At 47.5% G+C, this 14,471-nt stretch carries 22 protein-coding genes; 11 read left to right on the top strand and 11 right to left on the bottom strand.

Going from position 1 to position 14,471, the window contains the following annotated elements; all coding sequences use genetic code 11:
* From EAO38_RS07660 to EAO38_RS09380, 6 genes are all read left to right on the top strand, one after another.
* Positions 1-444: polymorphic toxin type 50 domain-containing protein (locus tag EAO38_RS07660; protein ID WP_162982734.1), on the top strand; the 444-nt coding region annotated here is incomplete at its 5' end.
* The gene (locus EAO38_RS07655; protein WP_121022621.1) at positions 441-668 is read left to right on the top strand and encodes a hypothetical protein; all 228 of its coding nucleotides are present in this window, start codon (positions 441-443) and stop codon (positions 666-668) included. The genes EAO38_RS07660 and EAO38_RS07655, both read left to right, overlap by 4 nt.
* Entirely contained in the window at positions 668-868 is a 201-nt protein-coding gene (locus EAO38_RS07650; protein WP_121022618.1) for a hypothetical protein, read from the top strand. The genes EAO38_RS07655 and EAO38_RS07650 overlap by 1 nt, the downstream gene beginning before the upstream one ends.
* A complete protein-coding gene (locus EAO38_RS08950) occupies positions 856-1,104 on the top strand; it encodes a hypothetical protein (protein ID WP_162982733.1) in 249 nt (82 codons plus the stop codon). The genes EAO38_RS07650 and EAO38_RS08950 overlap by 13 nt, the downstream gene beginning before the upstream one ends.
* Positions 1,105-1,201: 97 nt before the next feature.
* Positions 1,202-1,447 (top strand): hypothetical protein, encoded by a 246-nt coding sequence (locus EAO38_RS07645; protein ID WP_121022616.1) that lies wholly within the window; start codon positions 1,202-1,204, stop codon positions 1,445-1,447.
* A gap of 236 nt (positions 1,448-1,683) precedes the next feature.
* Positions 1,684-1,818 (top strand): hypothetical protein, encoded by a 135-nt coding sequence (locus EAO38_RS09380; protein WP_268877829.1) that lies wholly within the window; start codon positions 1,684-1,686, stop codon positions 1,816-1,818.
* Between the two features lie 7 nt (positions 1,819-1,825).
* Here EAO38_RS09380 and gmhA read toward each other — a convergent pair whose 3' ends face one another.
* From gmhA to EAO38_RS07610, 7 genes are all read right to left on the bottom strand, one after another.
* Positions 1,826-2,404 carry a D-sedoheptulose 7-phosphate isomerase gene (gmhA, locus tag EAO38_RS07640; RefSeq protein ID WP_121022614.1) on the bottom strand — a complete coding sequence of 193 codons (579 nt, stop codon included), beginning with the start codon at positions 2,402-2,404 and terminating at the stop codon, positions 1,826-1,828.
* Positions 2,374-3,828 carry a D-glycero-beta-D-manno-heptose-7-phosphate kinase gene (gene rfaE1 / locus EAO38_RS07635; RefSeq protein WP_121022612.1) on the bottom strand — a complete coding sequence of 485 codons (1,455 nt, stop codon included), beginning with the start codon at positions 3,826-3,828 and terminating at the stop codon, positions 2,374-2,376. The genes gmhA and rfaE1 overlap by 31 nt, the downstream gene beginning before the upstream one ends.
* Positions 3,822-4,799, bottom strand: a complete 978-nt coding sequence (gene rfaD, locus EAO38_RS07630) for an ADP-glyceromanno-heptose 6-epimerase (protein WP_121022610.1) — start codon at positions 4,797-4,799, stop codon at positions 3,822-3,824. The genes rfaE1 and rfaD overlap by 7 nt, the downstream gene beginning before the upstream one ends.
* Positions 4,800-5,075: 276 nt before the next feature.
* Positions 5,076-5,432 carry a holo-ACP synthase gene (acpS, locus tag EAO38_RS07625; protein ID WP_121022608.1) on the bottom strand — a complete coding sequence of 119 codons (357 nt, stop codon included), beginning with the start codon at positions 5,430-5,432 and terminating at the stop codon, positions 5,076-5,078.
* Complete coding sequence (gene fliL / locus EAO38_RS07620) at positions 5,429-5,971, bottom strand: flagellar basal body-associated protein FliL (RefSeq protein WP_121022606.1); 543 nt, start codon at positions 5,969-5,971, stop codon at positions 5,429-5,431. Before fliL ends, acpS begins: the two co-directional genes overlap by 4 nt.
* Positions 5,972-6,550: a 16S rRNA (guanine(966)-N(2))-methyltransferase RsmD gene (rsmD, locus tag EAO38_RS07615; protein ID WP_121022604.1), complete on the bottom strand. Its 579-nt coding sequence runs from the start codon at positions 6,548-6,550 to the stop codon at positions 5,972-5,974.
* Positions 6,550-6,873, bottom strand: a complete 324-nt coding sequence (locus tag EAO38_RS07610) for a hypothetical protein (RefSeq protein WP_121022602.1) — start codon at positions 6,871-6,873, stop codon at positions 6,550-6,552. Before EAO38_RS07610 ends, rsmD begins: the two co-directional genes overlap by 1 nt.
* Positions 6,874-6,946: 73 nt before the next feature.
* On the opposite strand from EAO38_RS07610, the gene lepA reads away from it, so the two are divergent.
* The 3 genes from lepA (at position 6,947) to EAO38_RS07595 (ending at position 11,159) form a co-directional block, all read left to right on the top strand.
* Positions 6,947-8,740 (top strand): translation elongation factor 4, encoded by a 1,794-nt coding sequence (gene lepA / locus EAO38_RS07605; protein ID WP_121022600.1) that lies wholly within the window; start codon positions 6,947-6,949, stop codon positions 8,738-8,740.
* A gap of 10 nt (positions 8,741-8,750) precedes the next feature.
* A complete protein-coding gene (locus EAO38_RS07600) occupies positions 8,751-9,503 on the top strand; it encodes a carbonic anhydrase family protein (protein ID WP_121022597.1) in 753 nt (250 codons plus the stop codon).
* Positions 9,504-9,581: 78 nt separating this feature from the next.
* Entirely contained in the window at positions 9,582-11,159 is a 1,578-nt protein-coding gene (locus tag EAO38_RS07595) for an SLC13 family permease (protein ID WP_235852573.1), read from the top strand.
* Positions 11,160-11,173: 14 nt separating this feature from the next.
* On the opposite strand, the gene EAO38_RS07590 is transcribed toward EAO38_RS07595, so the two are convergent.
* The gene (locus EAO38_RS07590; protein ID WP_235852572.1) at positions 11,174-11,929 is read right to left on the bottom strand and encodes a hypothetical protein; all 756 of its coding nucleotides are present in this window, start codon (positions 11,927-11,929) and stop codon (positions 11,174-11,176) included.
* Positions 11,930-11,936: 7 nt separating this feature from the next.
* On the bottom strand, positions 11,937-12,149 hold the full coding sequence (locus EAO38_RS09250) for a hypothetical protein (protein WP_235852571.1): 213 nt from the start codon (positions 12,147-12,149) through the stop codon (positions 11,937-11,939).
* Positions 12,150-12,413: 264 nt separating this feature from the next.
* Between EAO38_RS09250 and EAO38_RS07585 the strand changes: the two genes are divergently transcribed.
* Positions 12,414-12,680, top strand: coding sequence for a hypothetical protein (locus EAO38_RS07585; RefSeq protein WP_162982732.1), 267 nt, complete (start codon positions 12,414-12,416; stop codon positions 12,678-12,680).
* A 58-nt stretch (positions 12,681-12,738) separates the two neighbouring features.
* Positions 12,739-13,287, top strand: a complete 549-nt coding sequence (locus tag EAO38_RS07580) for an FkbM family methyltransferase (protein ID WP_121022593.1) — start codon at positions 12,739-12,741, stop codon at positions 13,285-13,287.
* 3 nt (positions 13,288-13,290) lie between these two features.
* Here the strand turns inward: EAO38_RS07580 and EAO38_RS07575 are convergent, their stop codons facing one another.
* A complete protein-coding gene (locus EAO38_RS07575) occupies positions 13,291-14,124 on the bottom strand; it encodes a glycosyltransferase family 8 protein (RefSeq protein WP_268877828.1) in 834 nt (277 codons plus the stop codon).
* A 16-nt stretch (positions 14,125-14,140) separates the two neighbouring features.
* A partial coding sequence (locus EAO38_RS07570) for a glycosyltransferase family 8 protein (protein WP_162982731.1) occupies positions 14,141-14,471 on the bottom strand: 331 nt, incomplete at its 5' end.

Below are 14,471 nucleotides of genomic sequence, written 5' to 3'. Positions count from 1 at the left end.
TTCAAACAAGCCCCGGTTTTAAAACAGGGGTGGGGACTCCAAAAACTCCATTTTGAGCAACTCAAAAAACGCCCCGCCCACGAAGAGCCCTATCCCTTTAGCCAAAGGGTATTAACCACGCTAAAACGCATTGTAGATGTGTTGCCCTTAGACCCCAAACAAGCCCGCCATGTCTTGGGTGATGGCTATATAGAGGGGCGCAGTTACTATAAAAGCGCCCCCACCATTGAGCAGATCAGGGGGTGGGTGAAAGATAGTTTAGAGATCAGACTAAATAAAGACCAAAGCGCATGGGATAAGCATGGAATTATCCATCATCCCGGCTTTGAGGGGGTGGTGTTGCCCTTCTTTGATCAGTCCAAAGCATCTACTAAGGTATTTAAAAGTAAGTTACACTGGAATAAAAAAGGCATTCATATTGTACCCACAGAGGAAGAGTTATGAAAAACCTACCCGACATGAGTAAATACCCTAGCCCCTTAAAAATTACCTTTGAAGATGGGGATGTTTGGGAGAATGTTAGACGCGATTATGTCTATCGCGCCCCTGCCAACCCCCAACCAGACGAGGAGCTCGAAGAGGACGAAATCGGGGTAACTTATCAAGGTATGAAGTATTCCCTCAAAGCGTCCGAAATTAAAGCAATCAAATCTTTAAAAAAATCCTAATGGACAAACTGAGCAAAAAGGGGCAAAATTGGAGGGAGCAGGCTATTATCCATCATCCCGGCTTTGAGAGGGTGGTGTTGCCGCATAAAAATTTGAGCATCACAGAACCCATTAAAACGCCCTTTAGCAAGGTGCATTTTAACGACAAGGGAGAAATCCATATTGTACCTTATCTGGGAGGTGATTCATGGTTGAATTAACAGATTATGTGCAGTATGTCGGGCGTAGAATACGCGTTATTTGTTATGATGATGATGGAGGAGAGGACATAGTGCTCGAGGGGATATTTCATGGCTTTGACGCGTACGCATGGGATGATATAACCTTGTTATCAGGGGGTGTGGCTTATGGTTTGTATATGCACGAAATTAAGCAAATTATCCCCCTAGAACCCCCTAACCCCAAATGCCCTTTTTTTAAAAAGGATAAAGACTAGGAAGAGCTGGATTAGTGGCTATTAAAAACACAGCGTAGCAAACTCCATTTCAATAAAAACGGGTTTCATATGGTGCCATACACAAAAAGGAATGATCATGATTGATTTAGAATATTGGGCGCGGGAGCACTGGGGCAAATTCATTAAGGTTACTTTAGAAAATGGCAAGGTCTTTATGGGGCGTGCTGTCCACCTTGAATTTGAAAACCCCCTAGATTGGATTGAGGAGGACGCGATCACGCTGGATTTAAACCACCCGGACACTAGAACAACCCTCCCAACGCGCGAGATTGCTAAAATTGAGCTTTTAGACAAGCCTGCTTATTACGATCCAAATAGGTGAGCTTTGAGCGCTTGCTTAGCTTTGAGGATCCATTGTGCCTTTCTTTAAGGGGGATTAATGACACTTGAAGAGCTGTATGCATTCCCCCTATTGGTCAATTAAAACCCTATAAAAACCCCCCCTATGCAGAGTGGGAAAAACTAAGTGGCCATTGGGTCCGTGCAGAATTAATAGATAACTCTGTCATCTTTGGGCAATTGGGCGTAACCGGGCCATTAAGTCAAGGATGGTTAGACATGAATATCGATTCTTCTTTATTGGAATGTTGCCTAGATCGGGACTTAGGAACGCTCTATGATGTCGCTTTGATCACAAGGGCGCAAAATTACCACGATGGCCACAAACGCGGGGGTCGGGGTTTGAGGGCATAGGCGCCGTTCAAGACTCCTGCGTGCAAAAAGTCCGTTCGATGCGATCGCATAGCAGATGGATTAACAGAATGTGCATCTCTTGGATTCTAGGCGTGTCATTGCTGGGTACAATGAGGTGGCAATCGCACAGCGCGCGCATCTTACCCCCCTGATTGCCACTCAAGCCCAAAGTACCTAACCCTAACTCTCGTGCCTTTTGCAAGGCTAATAACACGTTATCTGAATTGCCACTTGTGGAAATCCCTACCAAATAATCCCCCTCTTTCCCCAACGCTTCCACTTGACGCGCAAAGACCTTACTATAGCCATAATCATTGGCGATGGCAGTGAGCGCGGATGTATCTGTGCTGAGGGCGATGGCTGGTAAGCCCTGTCTTTGGGCTTTATAACGCCCTGTTAATTCGGCCGCAAAATGTTGCGCATCCGCTGCACTCCCCCCATTCCCACAGATCAAAATCTTATTGCCCCCTCTTAGGGTTTCTATGAGCAAGAGAGCTGCCCCCTCTAGTTCAGGACCTAGCGCGCCCAAAGTGTCTTGGGCAGTTTGGATATGGGCTAAGAATTCTTGTTGGATGAAAGCTTGCATGGAAGTCCTTGGATTTTTTCAATAAGATGCGTGCTAGACCTACCCTCTAGCGTTTCTATTAAAACCACTTCATTCACCAAATCCCGCCCCACTACTTCTTGACCTTGATAATCCCCTCCCTTAACTAGAATATGGGGTTTTACCATGCGGATCAATTCCAAGGGAGTTTGTTCTTCAAAGATCACCACAAAATCCACGCATTCTAAACCGGCCAGCACAAAGGCGCGATCGGCTTGGCTTTGAATAGGGCGTGTGGGGCCTTTGAGCGCGCGTACAGAAGAATCGCTATTCAACCCCACAACGAGGATATCCCCCAGTTTCTTGGCCTCTTGCAAGTAATACACATGCCCACGGTGCAAGAGATCAAAACACCCATTAGTGAAAACCACACGCTTGCTGTGTGCGCCATGCAGAATATGCGCTAGGGTTGCGCTATCTAGGATCTTTTGTCCTTGGTGGTAGTGGCGTTGCAAGAACTCTAACACTTCGGCATAAGTGGCATGCGCGCTCCCTACCTTACCCACCACCACCGCCGCGCTGGCGTTAGCAAAGGTGCAAGATTGGTGCAGATCAAAGCCCAGTGCTAAATAAAAGGCCAAAGCGGCGATCACACTGTCCCCGGCCCCGCTCACATCATAGACTTCTTTAGCGATAGTGGGGATTTTGACCAAAGTATCTTGATCTAAAAAGGCCATGCCCTGCTCACTAAGTGTGATCAGGGGCGTGGCAATGTGAAAAGCCTGTTTGAAATGCTCTAGGACCTTTTGTAAACTGGTGTCCTCTGTGATTTCTACCCCCGCGGCGATCTGGGCTTCCTTTTTATTGGGGGTGATAAGAGTAGCATGGCTGTACTTGGAATAATCCTTACCTTTTGGATCGCATAAAACGGGCTTATGGGCCTGGTTAGCCAACGCGATGAGGGTTTGGCACAGGCGCGCACTCAACATGCCCTTATTGTAATCAGAGAGGACCAGCGCGTCCGCCTGTTCCAATAACACGGTGGCAATCTTTAAAATCTGCTCTTCTAAGATGGGGCTAATGGCGTGCCGACTTTCGCGATCCACACGTAAGACCTGTTGTTTGGAGATCATCACCCGACTTTTCTTACAAGTAGGGCGCGCTGGATCGACCAACACCCCTTGGGTGTTGATATTGAGTTGGGCTAATCTTGCGAGCAACCACGCTTGGGCTTCATCAGCCCCCACCACTCCACACACACTCACGCGCGCTCCCAGCGCGACTAAATTGTCCGCCACATTGCCCGCCCCGCCCAAACGATAATTTTCCTCGCGCACTTCCACCACTTGCACGGGGGCTTCAGGGGAGAGACGCTCGCTAGTTCCCCACACGTAGTGATCTACAATAATATCCCCAACCACCACAATATGGGGAATTTTCTGGGGCTGAGAGAATAGCTCTAACATGGGCATTGCGCCAATGCGCGGATAGTGGGTACATAGGCCTCGATTCCCTTTTGTAAATCATACATGGGCTGGTAATCTAGTGCTTGCTGGGCAGGGCTGATGTCCGCACAAGTGTGTTCTTGAAAAAAGGCATAGGGGTTTTTGATATAACGCACCTTGAAGTCGCCCAACTCTTGTTGTAAAAGACGCACAATTTCATTATAACTATGACTACCCCCATAGCCCACATTATAAACCCCACTAGCCGAGGCGCACATCGCCTTGACATTGGCTTGAATCACATCCTCAATATAGACAAAATCGCGTTGTTGCTCTCCAAATTCAAAGAGCTTGACTTCTTGATGCTTGAGGGCTTGTAACCCTAGCTGCAAGATCATAGAAGCACTTTTGTGTTTATAAAACTCCCCGGGGCCATAGACATTGAAATAGCGCAGACCCACAATAGGGGCTATAGCCCTGCAAGACCTACCTAAGACATGCTTGTCCATGCATAATTTGGAAAACCCATAGACATTTTCTGGTACTTCGCCCTGCCCCACTACATTGGGCGCGGGGGTATTGCCATAGACTCCTGCTGATGAAGCGTAGATCACGCGCGCGCCCTTGCTTTGGGCGATTTCTAATAAGTCTAAAAAAGCTTGGTAATTAGTGCGCAACACGAGGGTTTGGTTCGTATTTGTGGTGTCTGAAATAGCCGCTTGGTGGAAGAGATAATCAAAGTCTAATTTGGCGATGCGATCCAAATCGCAAGTGATGTCCGCACCCAGCACCTCCCCCCTAAAACCAATTAAGTTTTTAAAATGCCCTAAACTCGTGCTAGGGGGGGTGTGTTCTCTAAATCTATCCAACGCGATGACTCGGGCTTTTGGGTGGTGCTGCTGGAAGTAAAGGGCTAGATTACTCCCTATAAAGCCCGCCCCCCCCGTGATGAGAATACGCGCTCCTGCCAAAGTCTCAGAAATATAGGCCATGTTGATCCTTTGTGCGATTATAACATGCAAATATAACGATCATAGATCAAAGAAAAAGCCCACTTTTCACATGTTTTTCACATGAATTCACATGCCCTAGACAAATGTGCCAAAATCTGCCTAAAAAGCCCTAAAAAACCTCCTAGACTTTCTTTTTTTGTGAAAACATGTGAAAAGTCCAGCCTTATTTATTCCCATGTGCAAGTGCCTATACAACGCGCTTACAAGGACTTTTTCACATATTCACGCCCCCTACTACTACGACTATGTCAATAATTACCTGGAGTTTTGCACCACAAAGACGAGTGCCAGCGCAAAACCCCCATCATGACTAATGCTTACATGCAGGCTTTCCACACCAAAAACACGCATTTTTTCAGGCACTAGGCAGATGCATGGCGCGCCTCTGGCATTTTTGCTTAAAAGAATGTCTAAAAAACTCAGTTGCGCCCCGATCCCCACGCCCAACGCTTTCGCGCAAGCCTCTTTAGCCGCCCACGCTCCGGCTAAAGAAGTGGGTTTTACAAAAAGGGCCTGTTCGCTAGGAGAGAGAAATCTATTTAAAAAGCGTTGCCGGTGGCGCGCTAAGGCTTGGTCAATGCGCGCAATGGAGACAAGATCGATCCCAATCACTGGATCACAAAGTCAGTAAAAAAGACGTTCTTCACAAAACCATCGATGAGGAAGCTATTGAGATTGCTACGGATTTCTTCCTTGAGTTTGTTCTTGCCCTTAAGAGTGGTGATTTCTTCCATGGACTTAGAAGAGAGAATTTCTATAATGGTGTCCTTGATGGCGGTTTCTTTGACCTTCACTTCTTCTAAGAGCTTGGGATCATTGAGCTCTAAAGAAATGCTGGTTTTAAGATAACGCCGCCCATTTTGGCTAATGAGATTCACCACAAAAGGGCCGCTTAAAGGATAAAGAGGGCCTAAGGAAAGATAATCAGACGATCGCACCATTAGAGTACTCCCTCCCTCTGTACTCCCACTCATAGGAGCGTTGTGCATGGGTTTACTCCCCTGTGCGTTGGGTTGGGGGGCTGGTTCAGCACCCTTACCCATAAACAAGATCACGATCACGCCCACTAAAATCAACATGACCAACACCGCGCCCATCACCACAAATAACATCGCCTTGCTTTTCTTAGGCGCTTTTTCTTCCTCTGCCATTCAAATCCTTTCTAAATCTGTGTAATAACTCAAGCTGGTACGTCCAAACTTAGCCCGCTTGATTATACTCAAGCTAGCCCGCTTTATAGGCATATCCGCTTGGCTGTGGTGTTCAAAGATGAGCAATGCCCCACTTGGCAGGGGCAAATCTTGCAAAGCGTCCCAACAAAGCTGCAAATCCATCCCAAAGGGAGGGTCTAAATAAAAAATAATTTGGGGGGCGTGCAAGTGCGCAACAGCTTGGGGGAGTAAAGCCAGCCCATCGCCCAAGATCGCGCGCGCTTTGAGGGGTTGTTTGTAACGTTGCCTGAACGCACGGATATTCTCTTTTAAAAGGGCAAACACTTCTTTGTCTTGCTCAAAAAATAACGCTTCTTGCGCTCCACAGCTCAGGGCTTCTAAGCCCACGCTCCCGCTCCCTCCAAAGACTTCCACAAACGCGCTAGAAGCGATGCTAGGGCGCAAGACATTGAATAGAGAAGTACGTACCAAAGCCTTAGTGGGGCGGCTGATGTGCTTAGGGGGCAATAACAAACCCATTCCTTTGCATGCCCCGCTTAAAATTCTCAAGACGGGCATTAGGAGTGATACTCTTGGATCAAATTTAAGAGTTTATGAGTATATTCCCCCAACAAGGCCTGCACGCGGCTCTCTAGGCTCTGTGCTTGGGTTTTTTGCGCATAAAGTTCTTGCAAGGACTCTAGAAGACTCTCACGCGTGAAAGGCACACTGACATGCGCGCCTTCCAAAGAACCGATTAAAAAGGTCGTCTTCACGGGTTTTTCAATGGGGTGATCGCTCAAAATAAAATCGCAATTCTCTGGCGCGCACAATAGGTCCTGTAGGTACGACCTAAGTACATGATCTAAGAGTAAAGAATGGCAGTCTAGGGCTATTTTCATCTCTCTTCTTTTACGCGCAATGTGCTATTATTGCATATCTTGAGTTTGAAAATGCTTACCAAAAAGGGAGTGCGTGCAAGAACACATCCGCAATTTTTCGATTATCGCCCATATCGATCATGGCAAAAGTACCCTTGCTGATTGTCTCATTAGCGCGTGTAACGCCCTTGATGCGCGCGAAATGACTCACCAAGTGCTAGACACAATGGATATTGAAAAAGAGCGCGGGATCACCATCAAAGCCCAATCGGTGCGCCTGCAATATCCCTTCAGGGGTGTCAACTATATCTTAAACCTCATAGATACCCCCGGGCATGTGGATTTTAGCTACGAAGTCTCGCGTTCTTTGCACGCGTGCGAGGGAGCGTTGTTGGTTGTGGACGCAACCCAAGGTGTACAAGCCCAAACAATCGCCAATGTTTACATTGCTCTAGAAAATCACCTAGAGATTCTCCCCGTACTCAATAAGATCGATCTCCCTAATGCCGATGTGGAGGCGATCAAAGAGGATATTGAAGAGACCATCGCTCTAGATTGTACGCAAGCTTGCTGTGTGAGTGCTAAGAACGCCACAGGGATTAAGGAGTTATTAGAGAAGATTATCACCTCAATTCCCCCCCCCACAGGCAACTCGCAAGCCCCCACCAAAGCACTCATTTACGATTCGTGGTTTGATAATTATTTAGGTGCGCTGGCTTTAGTGCGTTTGAAAGAGGGGCGGCTGGAAGTGGGCCAAGAGGTCTTGGTGATGGGCGCGCAAAAACGCCACAGCGTGTTAGGGCTCTACTACCCCCATCCCTTGCATAAAATCCAAAGCCCTAGCTTGGAATGTGGGGAGATTGGCATTGTGGTGTTGGGCTCTAAGAATCTCACAGATATTGCAGTGGGCGACACCATCACAGACGCTAAGAACCCCACCACCAGCCCCATAGAGGGCTTTGTGCCCGCTAAACCCTTTGTCTTTGCCGGACTATACCCCATTGAGAGCGATCAATTTGAAGCCTTGAGAGAAGCCCTTTATAAACTCCAACTCAATGACGCAGCCTTGCAATTTGAACCAGAGAGCAGCGCTGCTTTAGGTTTTGGGTTTCGGGTGGGTTTTTTGGGCTTGTTGCACATGGAGGTGATTAAAGAACGCTTGGAGCGTGAGTTTAAATTGGACTTGATTGCCACTGCGCCCACGGTGCTCTATGAGGTGCATTTGCAAAATGGGTCAGTGGTGTGGGTGCAAAACCCTAGCCAACTGCCCCCTGAGGGGAATATAGCCTGTATTAAAGAACCCTTTGTACGCGCCCATATCATCACCCCCAGTGCCTATTTGGGCAATCTCATCAATCTACTCAATAAGAGGCGCGGGGTGCAGGAAAAAATGGAGTATTTGAACCAAGAACGGGTGTTGCTCACGTATTTGATCCCCAGTAATGAGATCGTGATGGATTTTTATGACAAGCTCAAATCTTGCACGAAGGGCTATGCTAGCTTTGACTACGAGGCTGCCCCCTATCAAGAGGGGGATCTGATCAAATTAGACATTCGGGTGGCCTCTGAGGTGGTGGACGCGCTCTCCATCATTGTGGACAGAAGTAAGGCCTATGAAAAGGGCAAGGCCTTAGTGGAGAGCATGAAGAATCTCATCCCCAGACAACTCTTTGAAGTCGCCCTACAGGCCAGTATTGGCAATAAAATCATCGCGCGTGAGACCATCAAGTCTGTAGGTAAAAATGTAACAGCTAAGTGCTACGGGGGGGATATTACGCGCAAGCGCAAGCTCTTAGAAAAGCAAAAAGAAGGTAAAAAACGCATGAAGGCCATTGGAAAAGTGCATCTTCCCCAAGAGGCGTTTTTGGCGATCTTAAAAATTGATTAAAGGAGTTTTGATGTGGCGTTATGCCGTTTTGTCTCTGTCTCTAAGTGTTGGCTTATGGGGGGCTGAGTCGCATCACTGGAGTTACCAACACCCCAGCGCGCCTCAGCAGTGGGGGTATTTACACAAGGATTATGAATTGTGCAAGAGTGGGAAAAACCAATCCCCCATCGATATCGAGCACTACTACAACGCTCCAGATAAAGAGAACTTGGGGGTTTTTTACCAAACCGATGCCAAACCCACCTCTTTAGACTATTCGCACCACACTTTTGTGGCTAAATTCAATTCCCCCAAAAACCATGTGATTTATCGCGATCATGTCTATAATTTGGTAAATCTGCACTTCCATACCCCCATGGAATTTAGTATCCACAAACAACGCCAACCCCTGAGTATGCACCTGGTGCATAAAGATAGCAATGGGTTATTACTAGTGCTAGGGATTGGCTTTGAAGTTGGCCAGCCCAATGACTTGATCGCGCAGTTGATAGAGGCGTATGCGCATAAGCAAGTCCCTAGCGACTTGGATTTAGAAAACTTATTGCCACCTAGCATCAATTATTATCACTTCAATGGTTCGCTCACCACCCCCCCTTGTACGGAGGGCGTGGCATGGTTTATCATTGAAGAGACCTTGAGCGTGTCTGAGGAACAATTAGAAGCCTTGCAAAAGATCATGCACTATATCAAAAACCGCCGTCCTCCCCAAAAGGACTACAATAGCGTGATCGTCAAGAGCTCTGCAATCCTGCGTGAACGTTGATCAAAGGCGCGCACATGGGTATAAGAGCAGTGATACGGCAGGCCAAATAGGCATTCTGCTCAAAGCCGGACATCTCTAGTGTTAGTCTTCTTTGCCTGTGCGATCATCGCCACACTCATTTATGTACTCTTGCGCGAGCGTCTATCTCCCCTAGTCGCGCTCACTTTAGTGCCCTTAGTGGGCTTGCTGGGTTTTTGGGGAGTGAGCACGCTCTTGGGGCATAGAGTTGTGCCGCACAATTACGCCTATCTCTTGCAAGACACCTATATCCAAAGTTTTCTAAGCAAGATCACCCCCGCCCCCCTGCCAGAGAATGCGCTTGTGCGCTTTGGGCACGCCGCTAGACAGACCTTGCCTAAAAAGAATAAAAGCCCCTCTGTGAGCGCGGCGCAAATCACCCAAGCCTACCAAGCCGGGCTAAAAGCCCTGCAAATCCAAGCCCCTTTGCAAGACGCTTTGCAAGAAATGCTCCAAACCCATTCTCTTTGGCGCGCTCTGCAAGATCACGCCCAAGTGCTGGTGTCCTATTTTAGACAGGGGGTTGGCAAAGTCTTTAACATCGCGATCATGTTCATCTTTGCTATTCTCTTTTTTGGGATTCTCAACGATGTGGGGCTCTTTAACCCCTTAATCCATGCCATCATCACCCTCTCTAGGGGGAATGTCATTGCCATTTGTGTGGGCACTTGCGTGATCGCCACGCTTGCGCATCTAGATGGCTCGGGGGCTAGTACCTTTTTGGTGGTGATCCCCCCGCTCTTGCCCATTTACAAACGCCTCCAACTCAATCCCCATCTCTTGCTATTGCTTGTGGCCGCTAGCGCGGGCTTGGCCAATCTGCTGCCATGGGGGGGCCCTTTGGGGCGTGTGGCCAGCGTGTTGGGGGTAGAGACTAGCGCGCTCTATCACCCCCTCTTGCCCCTGCAGGGTGTGGGGTTTCTTTGCGTGCTCATTTTGGCGGTGGGCTTGGGTTGGAGAGAACAGAGGCGTTTGAAAAACGCGCCCCCCTCAGGGCTTGAGGACACCCCCGCGCTCCATTTGGGCCCAAGCAGACATTTTATCCCCAATTTATGCGTGGCGTTGGGGGCGTTGGGGGCGGTAGTGGGCAAAATTTTACCCCCTGAACTCTGCTTTTTGATCGCGCTCTGTGTGGTGTTGCTGCTCAATTACCCAAACCCCAAAGCGCGCATGGCCAAGGTCAAAGAATACGCCCCAGAGGCCATTTCCATGGCGCTCATCTTGCTCAGTGCCGGGATGTATATTGGGATTTTAGGCGGCTCTGGGATGTTGCAAGCCATCGCCAAACACTTGGCTGATTACTTGCCCGCCTCTGTACTGCCCCATTTGTATTGGGTGGTGGGGGCTTTGGGCGTGCCCTTTAAATTGCTTTTAGACACCAATAGCTATTACTTCACCCTATTCCCCCTTGTGGCGCACTTGGCCGCCCCCCATGGGGTACCCGCCCAAAGTGTGGGGTATGTGATGCTCATTGGGGCGACTTTGGGTACTTTTATCTCCCCCTTCTCTCCAGCACTCTGGCTAGGGCTAGGCTTGGCTAGGCTCTCCATGGGCACACACATCATCTATAGCTTTTTTTGGCTTTGGGGGCTGTCTTTATGGCTGTTGTGGGTGGGCAAAGGCTTAGGCTTGCTTTGAGCTATTTTTTCAAACTATTGAATAGGGATGAGGGGTAAATGTTTGATGGCTTCCAAACGCGCATCTCCACTTAAAAAACGGGTGTGTCCGTCTTTATGCAGGCTTTGTCGATTGTGGAACCCTGCGCAATACTCTTGCAAAGGAGCAAGCATGAAAGGAAATTTTGATTCCAAATCTGCGCGGATAAAAAAGGCATTCACCCCACACGATTCGCACCCCACAAAAGTATACCCCTTTGCTTTTCCAAGTGTGATAAACGCTTGGAGGCTTGCGCCAAAATACCCGCTATTATTAGCCCAATCGACTTGAAAATCAGCGCGATAGGGTACGCTCACGCAGAGTTCACCCCCAAAAATTGCGTTGAACTCGACAACGACAATGGCGGGCTGTACGCATGTGATGGCCTCCCATATGAAATAATCCATGCCATCGATGTCAACGCTCAAGATCGCAATATTGCTCAACTTTTTAGAGCATAGCCATGCCCCAATCAAGCCATCGATATTCTCACGCGTGATGAATGTATGCTGTGCCTCTAAATCGTGTTTGCCAATATGGTTTTCTCGAATTAAGGCGACATTCTGCGCGCTGGCATCCATGACAAGCCCGGTAAAATTGCGTTTCTTGAGCAAATATCGGGTATTGGATTCTCTATAATCTTGCACGCCAAATTCTACAAAAGCGCGGGGGTATGCAGAATGTGCAGAGTCGAGTTGCAAAACCTCAATGAGCAAATCTAGGATTCCATCCTCACCATTTTGCGAATACACGCTAAATTCAAAATTGCGGATGTCTACCCCCCCCCCCCCCTACAGAGAGGCTATGGGTATAGAGTTGCTTGTGCTGGAGCGCAAGGATTGTACCATGCAACATCATAGAGCGTTCGAGTTGATCGTGAAGGACATGGATTTGCCCATGCAGAATGCGCACTAGGCAATTCTCTAAGTAGCGCTTCAATCCCCCAAAAATCTTTCTAAGCAACTTCTTCATACAACTACACCCTTTCTTGATCCTACGGATTTTATTAAAAATAACCCCGCCTTTTTCCAAAAACCCTTACTATACCCAACATTCACAAAGCAAACGATTATTTTAATATGTAGATTTGACTCCATATAAGCAGTTTGTTATAATTGCGTGTTTTGCGCAAAGTGAGGAGCCGTTTCAATGGTAGATTATAAGCAGTGGTTGAAGGGGAAGCTAAAGTGGGTAAGAAGAAAGCTTTCTGCTAATTTTGAGGACAGGTTAGATCAGATGAACTGCCTCTTGCGTAACATAGAGTGCAGGGCTTTGATTCCCCTTGTTCAGGATTGCGTGTCCAATCCAGAACACAAGGAAATACTCTATGCGTTCATGCAAAATCCAAATATGTATGTGTGTGTCGACTCGCGCTCTAGCTGTGTAGAGATAGTGCGCGCTTATTTGGACTTGATACGCCCGGCCGCTTTGACAAATCTCATCCGTGTGGGTGGAGAACTCGATGGTGGGTATGTCATGTACCCCCCCCCCCCCCTCATCTGACACATTGCCAAAAGCACTTTCTCTAGGGGTTTCGAGTTATTCTCCATGGGATTTAGACATGGCAAACAGGGGTTACTTGGTCTTGCAATACGATGCGAGCATTGATCAAAGCCCCGACCTACACAAGAATATCCTTTTTCATAAAAAGTTTGTGGGGATGAAGAGCGATTCACAAACTGTCACCATGGAGCAGATCATGAGTGATTACACCTTTGATCCCAACGCGCACAATATCTTGCAAATGGATATTGAAGGGGTGGAGTGGGAAATCTTTGAGAAACTGGATTTTGCTATCTTGGAAAAGTACTTTGCGCAGGTGATTGTGGAATTTCACTGGTGCGACCCGCGATCTATCCCGCGATCTAAGAGACACCTAGCCATTTTGGAAAAATTCCAGCATGCCTACCAACCGGTACACTTGCGTTATAGCGGCGGTTGTGTCTACTATGTAAAAGATAGATTTTTTTCTGATCTGTTTGAAGTGAGTTACACTAGAAAGGATTTATTGCCCAAAGACTTCGTATTGCGCGATGTGTGCGGGGACATCACTGGACTCGATTTTGCCGATGACATCAGATTGCTCAATATTCCTATTGATTTTGATTAGGGGTCAAGTCTTCCTAAGCTTCCACCAAAAGTAAAGCTTTGTATACCAACCCTTGAGGATTTTCTGAACTTTATAGAGAACGTACGCGCATAAAACTTTCTTAGTCAGGAGAGGCTCTAGGTATGGGGATAACTTTTTTGAGTCTTTGTCCGCCAACCAGCGATCGTAATTTTCAAAATAAGTTGTTGCAAGGGGGGTACGCAACAAGGCGCGAATCCAAAGCGAAGTTGTGTGGAAGTAGAAATTTTGAGGCTCCCATGGCTTGATGTCGCCACTAAAATGCCACATAACCACCTCTTTGGGGTCTTGAACGATGGAAGAACCATAACAGACATCATAGATGTGGGGCAGCTTCAGCGCGCGTTCATGGCATAACAAGACCAAGGTATCTTGTTCTGGAGCGCAGAGTCTGTGTCCTTTATGCCTAAAGAACTCGATACACTGTTCTTCAAGATTGTCCTCACGCCAAGCTTTGAGATTAAAAACGGAAAATCCTATGTAGAAGGCATTTTCAGAGAGGATTTGCCATTGTTGAGGGGATAAGAAATGCTCAGGGATGGGGGCTTTTTCGGCGTTGATAGTAACCATTTGGTATAGTTTGATCAACTCTGTAACATTGGCACTACTGGTATTCTCAGTGGGTTCTTTGACAATGGCTAGATAATAAGGATCATCTGTGTTCATAGAAAAATAGCTCTCACTCATATCCCTAGTAAACACAACATCCACATCGCACACGATGAGCTTTTCATATTGCGGAAACAAGGAGGGCAATACAAAGCGCGCCATGACAAGTGGCGAAAAGCGTTCGCGGATATAAGGCCTTAAATGTTGCAATAAAATATTGAATTTGTCAGATAGGGTTTTCTGTGGTTCTGTGGTTCTGTGGTTCTGTGGTTCTGTGGTTCTGTGGTTCTGTGGTTCTGTGGTTCTGTGGTTCTGTGGTCGGCGCGATTAGCAAATCAAGATCGTGAAATTCTAAACTCGAAAAGTCTTTAAAAGCCATCAGTACATTTTGGAGTGTGGCCTTGTGCGCAGTGTCCAAACCCTGAACTAGACAATGGATTTTATAAAATAGGGGTGTCCCCCCCCTAACACGCGCTGCATAGGTGAGCATGGAGTGCATGGCAACCCCTGCTGGTAAGTAGTAATTCTGATCGAACGCCATCACTATGGGAATAATT

This window comes from Helicobacter vulpis (assembly GCF_003660395.1).
Lineage (GTDB): Bacteria > Campylobacterota > Campylobacteria > Campylobacterales > Helicobacteraceae > Helicobacter > Helicobacter vulpis.
Note: the sequence above shows the minus strand (reverse complement) of the source record. Positions and strands in the feature narration are given on the sequence as shown.

What these genes read in the sequence shown, in the direction of transcription:
- EAO38_RS07655 (WP_121022621.1), top strand. Translation starts at nt 441, where the DNA reads ATGAAAAACCTACCCGACATGAGTAAATACCCTAGCCCCTTAAAAATT.
- EAO38_RS07650 (WP_121022618.1), top strand. Translation starts at nt 668, where the DNA reads ATGGACAAACTGAGCAAAAAGGGGCAAAATTGGAGGGAGCAGGCTATT.
- EAO38_RS08950 (WP_162982733.1), top strand. Translation starts at nt 856, where the DNA reads ATGGTTGAATTAACAGATTATGTGCAGTATGTCGGGCGTAGAATACGC.
- EAO38_RS07645 (WP_121022616.1), top strand. Translation starts at nt 1,202, where the DNA reads ATGATTGATTTAGAATATTGGGCGCGGGAGCACTGGGGCAAATTCATT.
- EAO38_RS09380 (WP_268877829.1), top strand. Translation starts at nt 1,684, where the DNA reads ATGAATATCGATTCTTCTTTATTGGAATGTTGCCTAGATCGGGACTTA.
- gmhA (WP_121022614.1), bottom strand. Translation starts at nt 2,404, where the DNA reads ATGCAAGCTTTCATCCAACAAGAATTCTTAGCCCATATCCAAACTGCC.
- rfaE1 (WP_121022612.1), bottom strand. Translation starts at nt 3,828, where the DNA reads ATGTTAGAGCTATTCTCTCAGCCCCAGAAAATTCCCCATATTGTGGTG.
- rfaD (WP_121022610.1), bottom strand. Translation starts at nt 4,799, where the DNA reads ATGGCCTATATTTCTGAGACTTTGGCAGGAGCGCGTATTCTCATCACG.
- fliL (WP_121022606.1), bottom strand. Translation starts at nt 5,971, where the DNA reads ATGGCAGAGGAAGAAAAAGCGCCTAAGAAAAGCAAGGCGATGTTATTT.
- rsmD (WP_121022604.1), bottom strand. Translation starts at nt 6,550, where the DNA reads ATGCCCGTCTTGAGAATTTTAAGCGGGGCATGCAAAGGAATGGGTTTG.
- EAO38_RS07610 (WP_121022602.1), bottom strand. Translation starts at nt 6,873, where the DNA reads ATGAAAATAGCCCTAGACTGCCATTCTTTACTCTTAGATCATGTACTT.
- EAO38_RS07600 (WP_121022597.1), top strand. Translation starts at nt 8,751, where the DNA reads ATGTGGCGTTATGCCGTTTTGTCTCTGTCTCTAAGTGTTGGCTTATGG.
- EAO38_RS09250 (WP_235852571.1), bottom strand. Translation starts at nt 12,149, where the DNA reads ATGAAGAAGTTGCTTAGAAAGATTTTTGGGGGATTGAAGCGCTACTTA.
- EAO38_RS07585 (WP_162982732.1), top strand. Translation starts at nt 12,414, where the DNA reads ATGAACTGCCTCTTGCGTAACATAGAGTGCAGGGCTTTGATTCCCCTT.
- EAO38_RS07580 (WP_121022593.1), top strand. Translation starts at nt 12,739, where the DNA reads ATGGCAAACAGGGGTTACTTGGTCTTGCAATACGATGCGAGCATTGAT.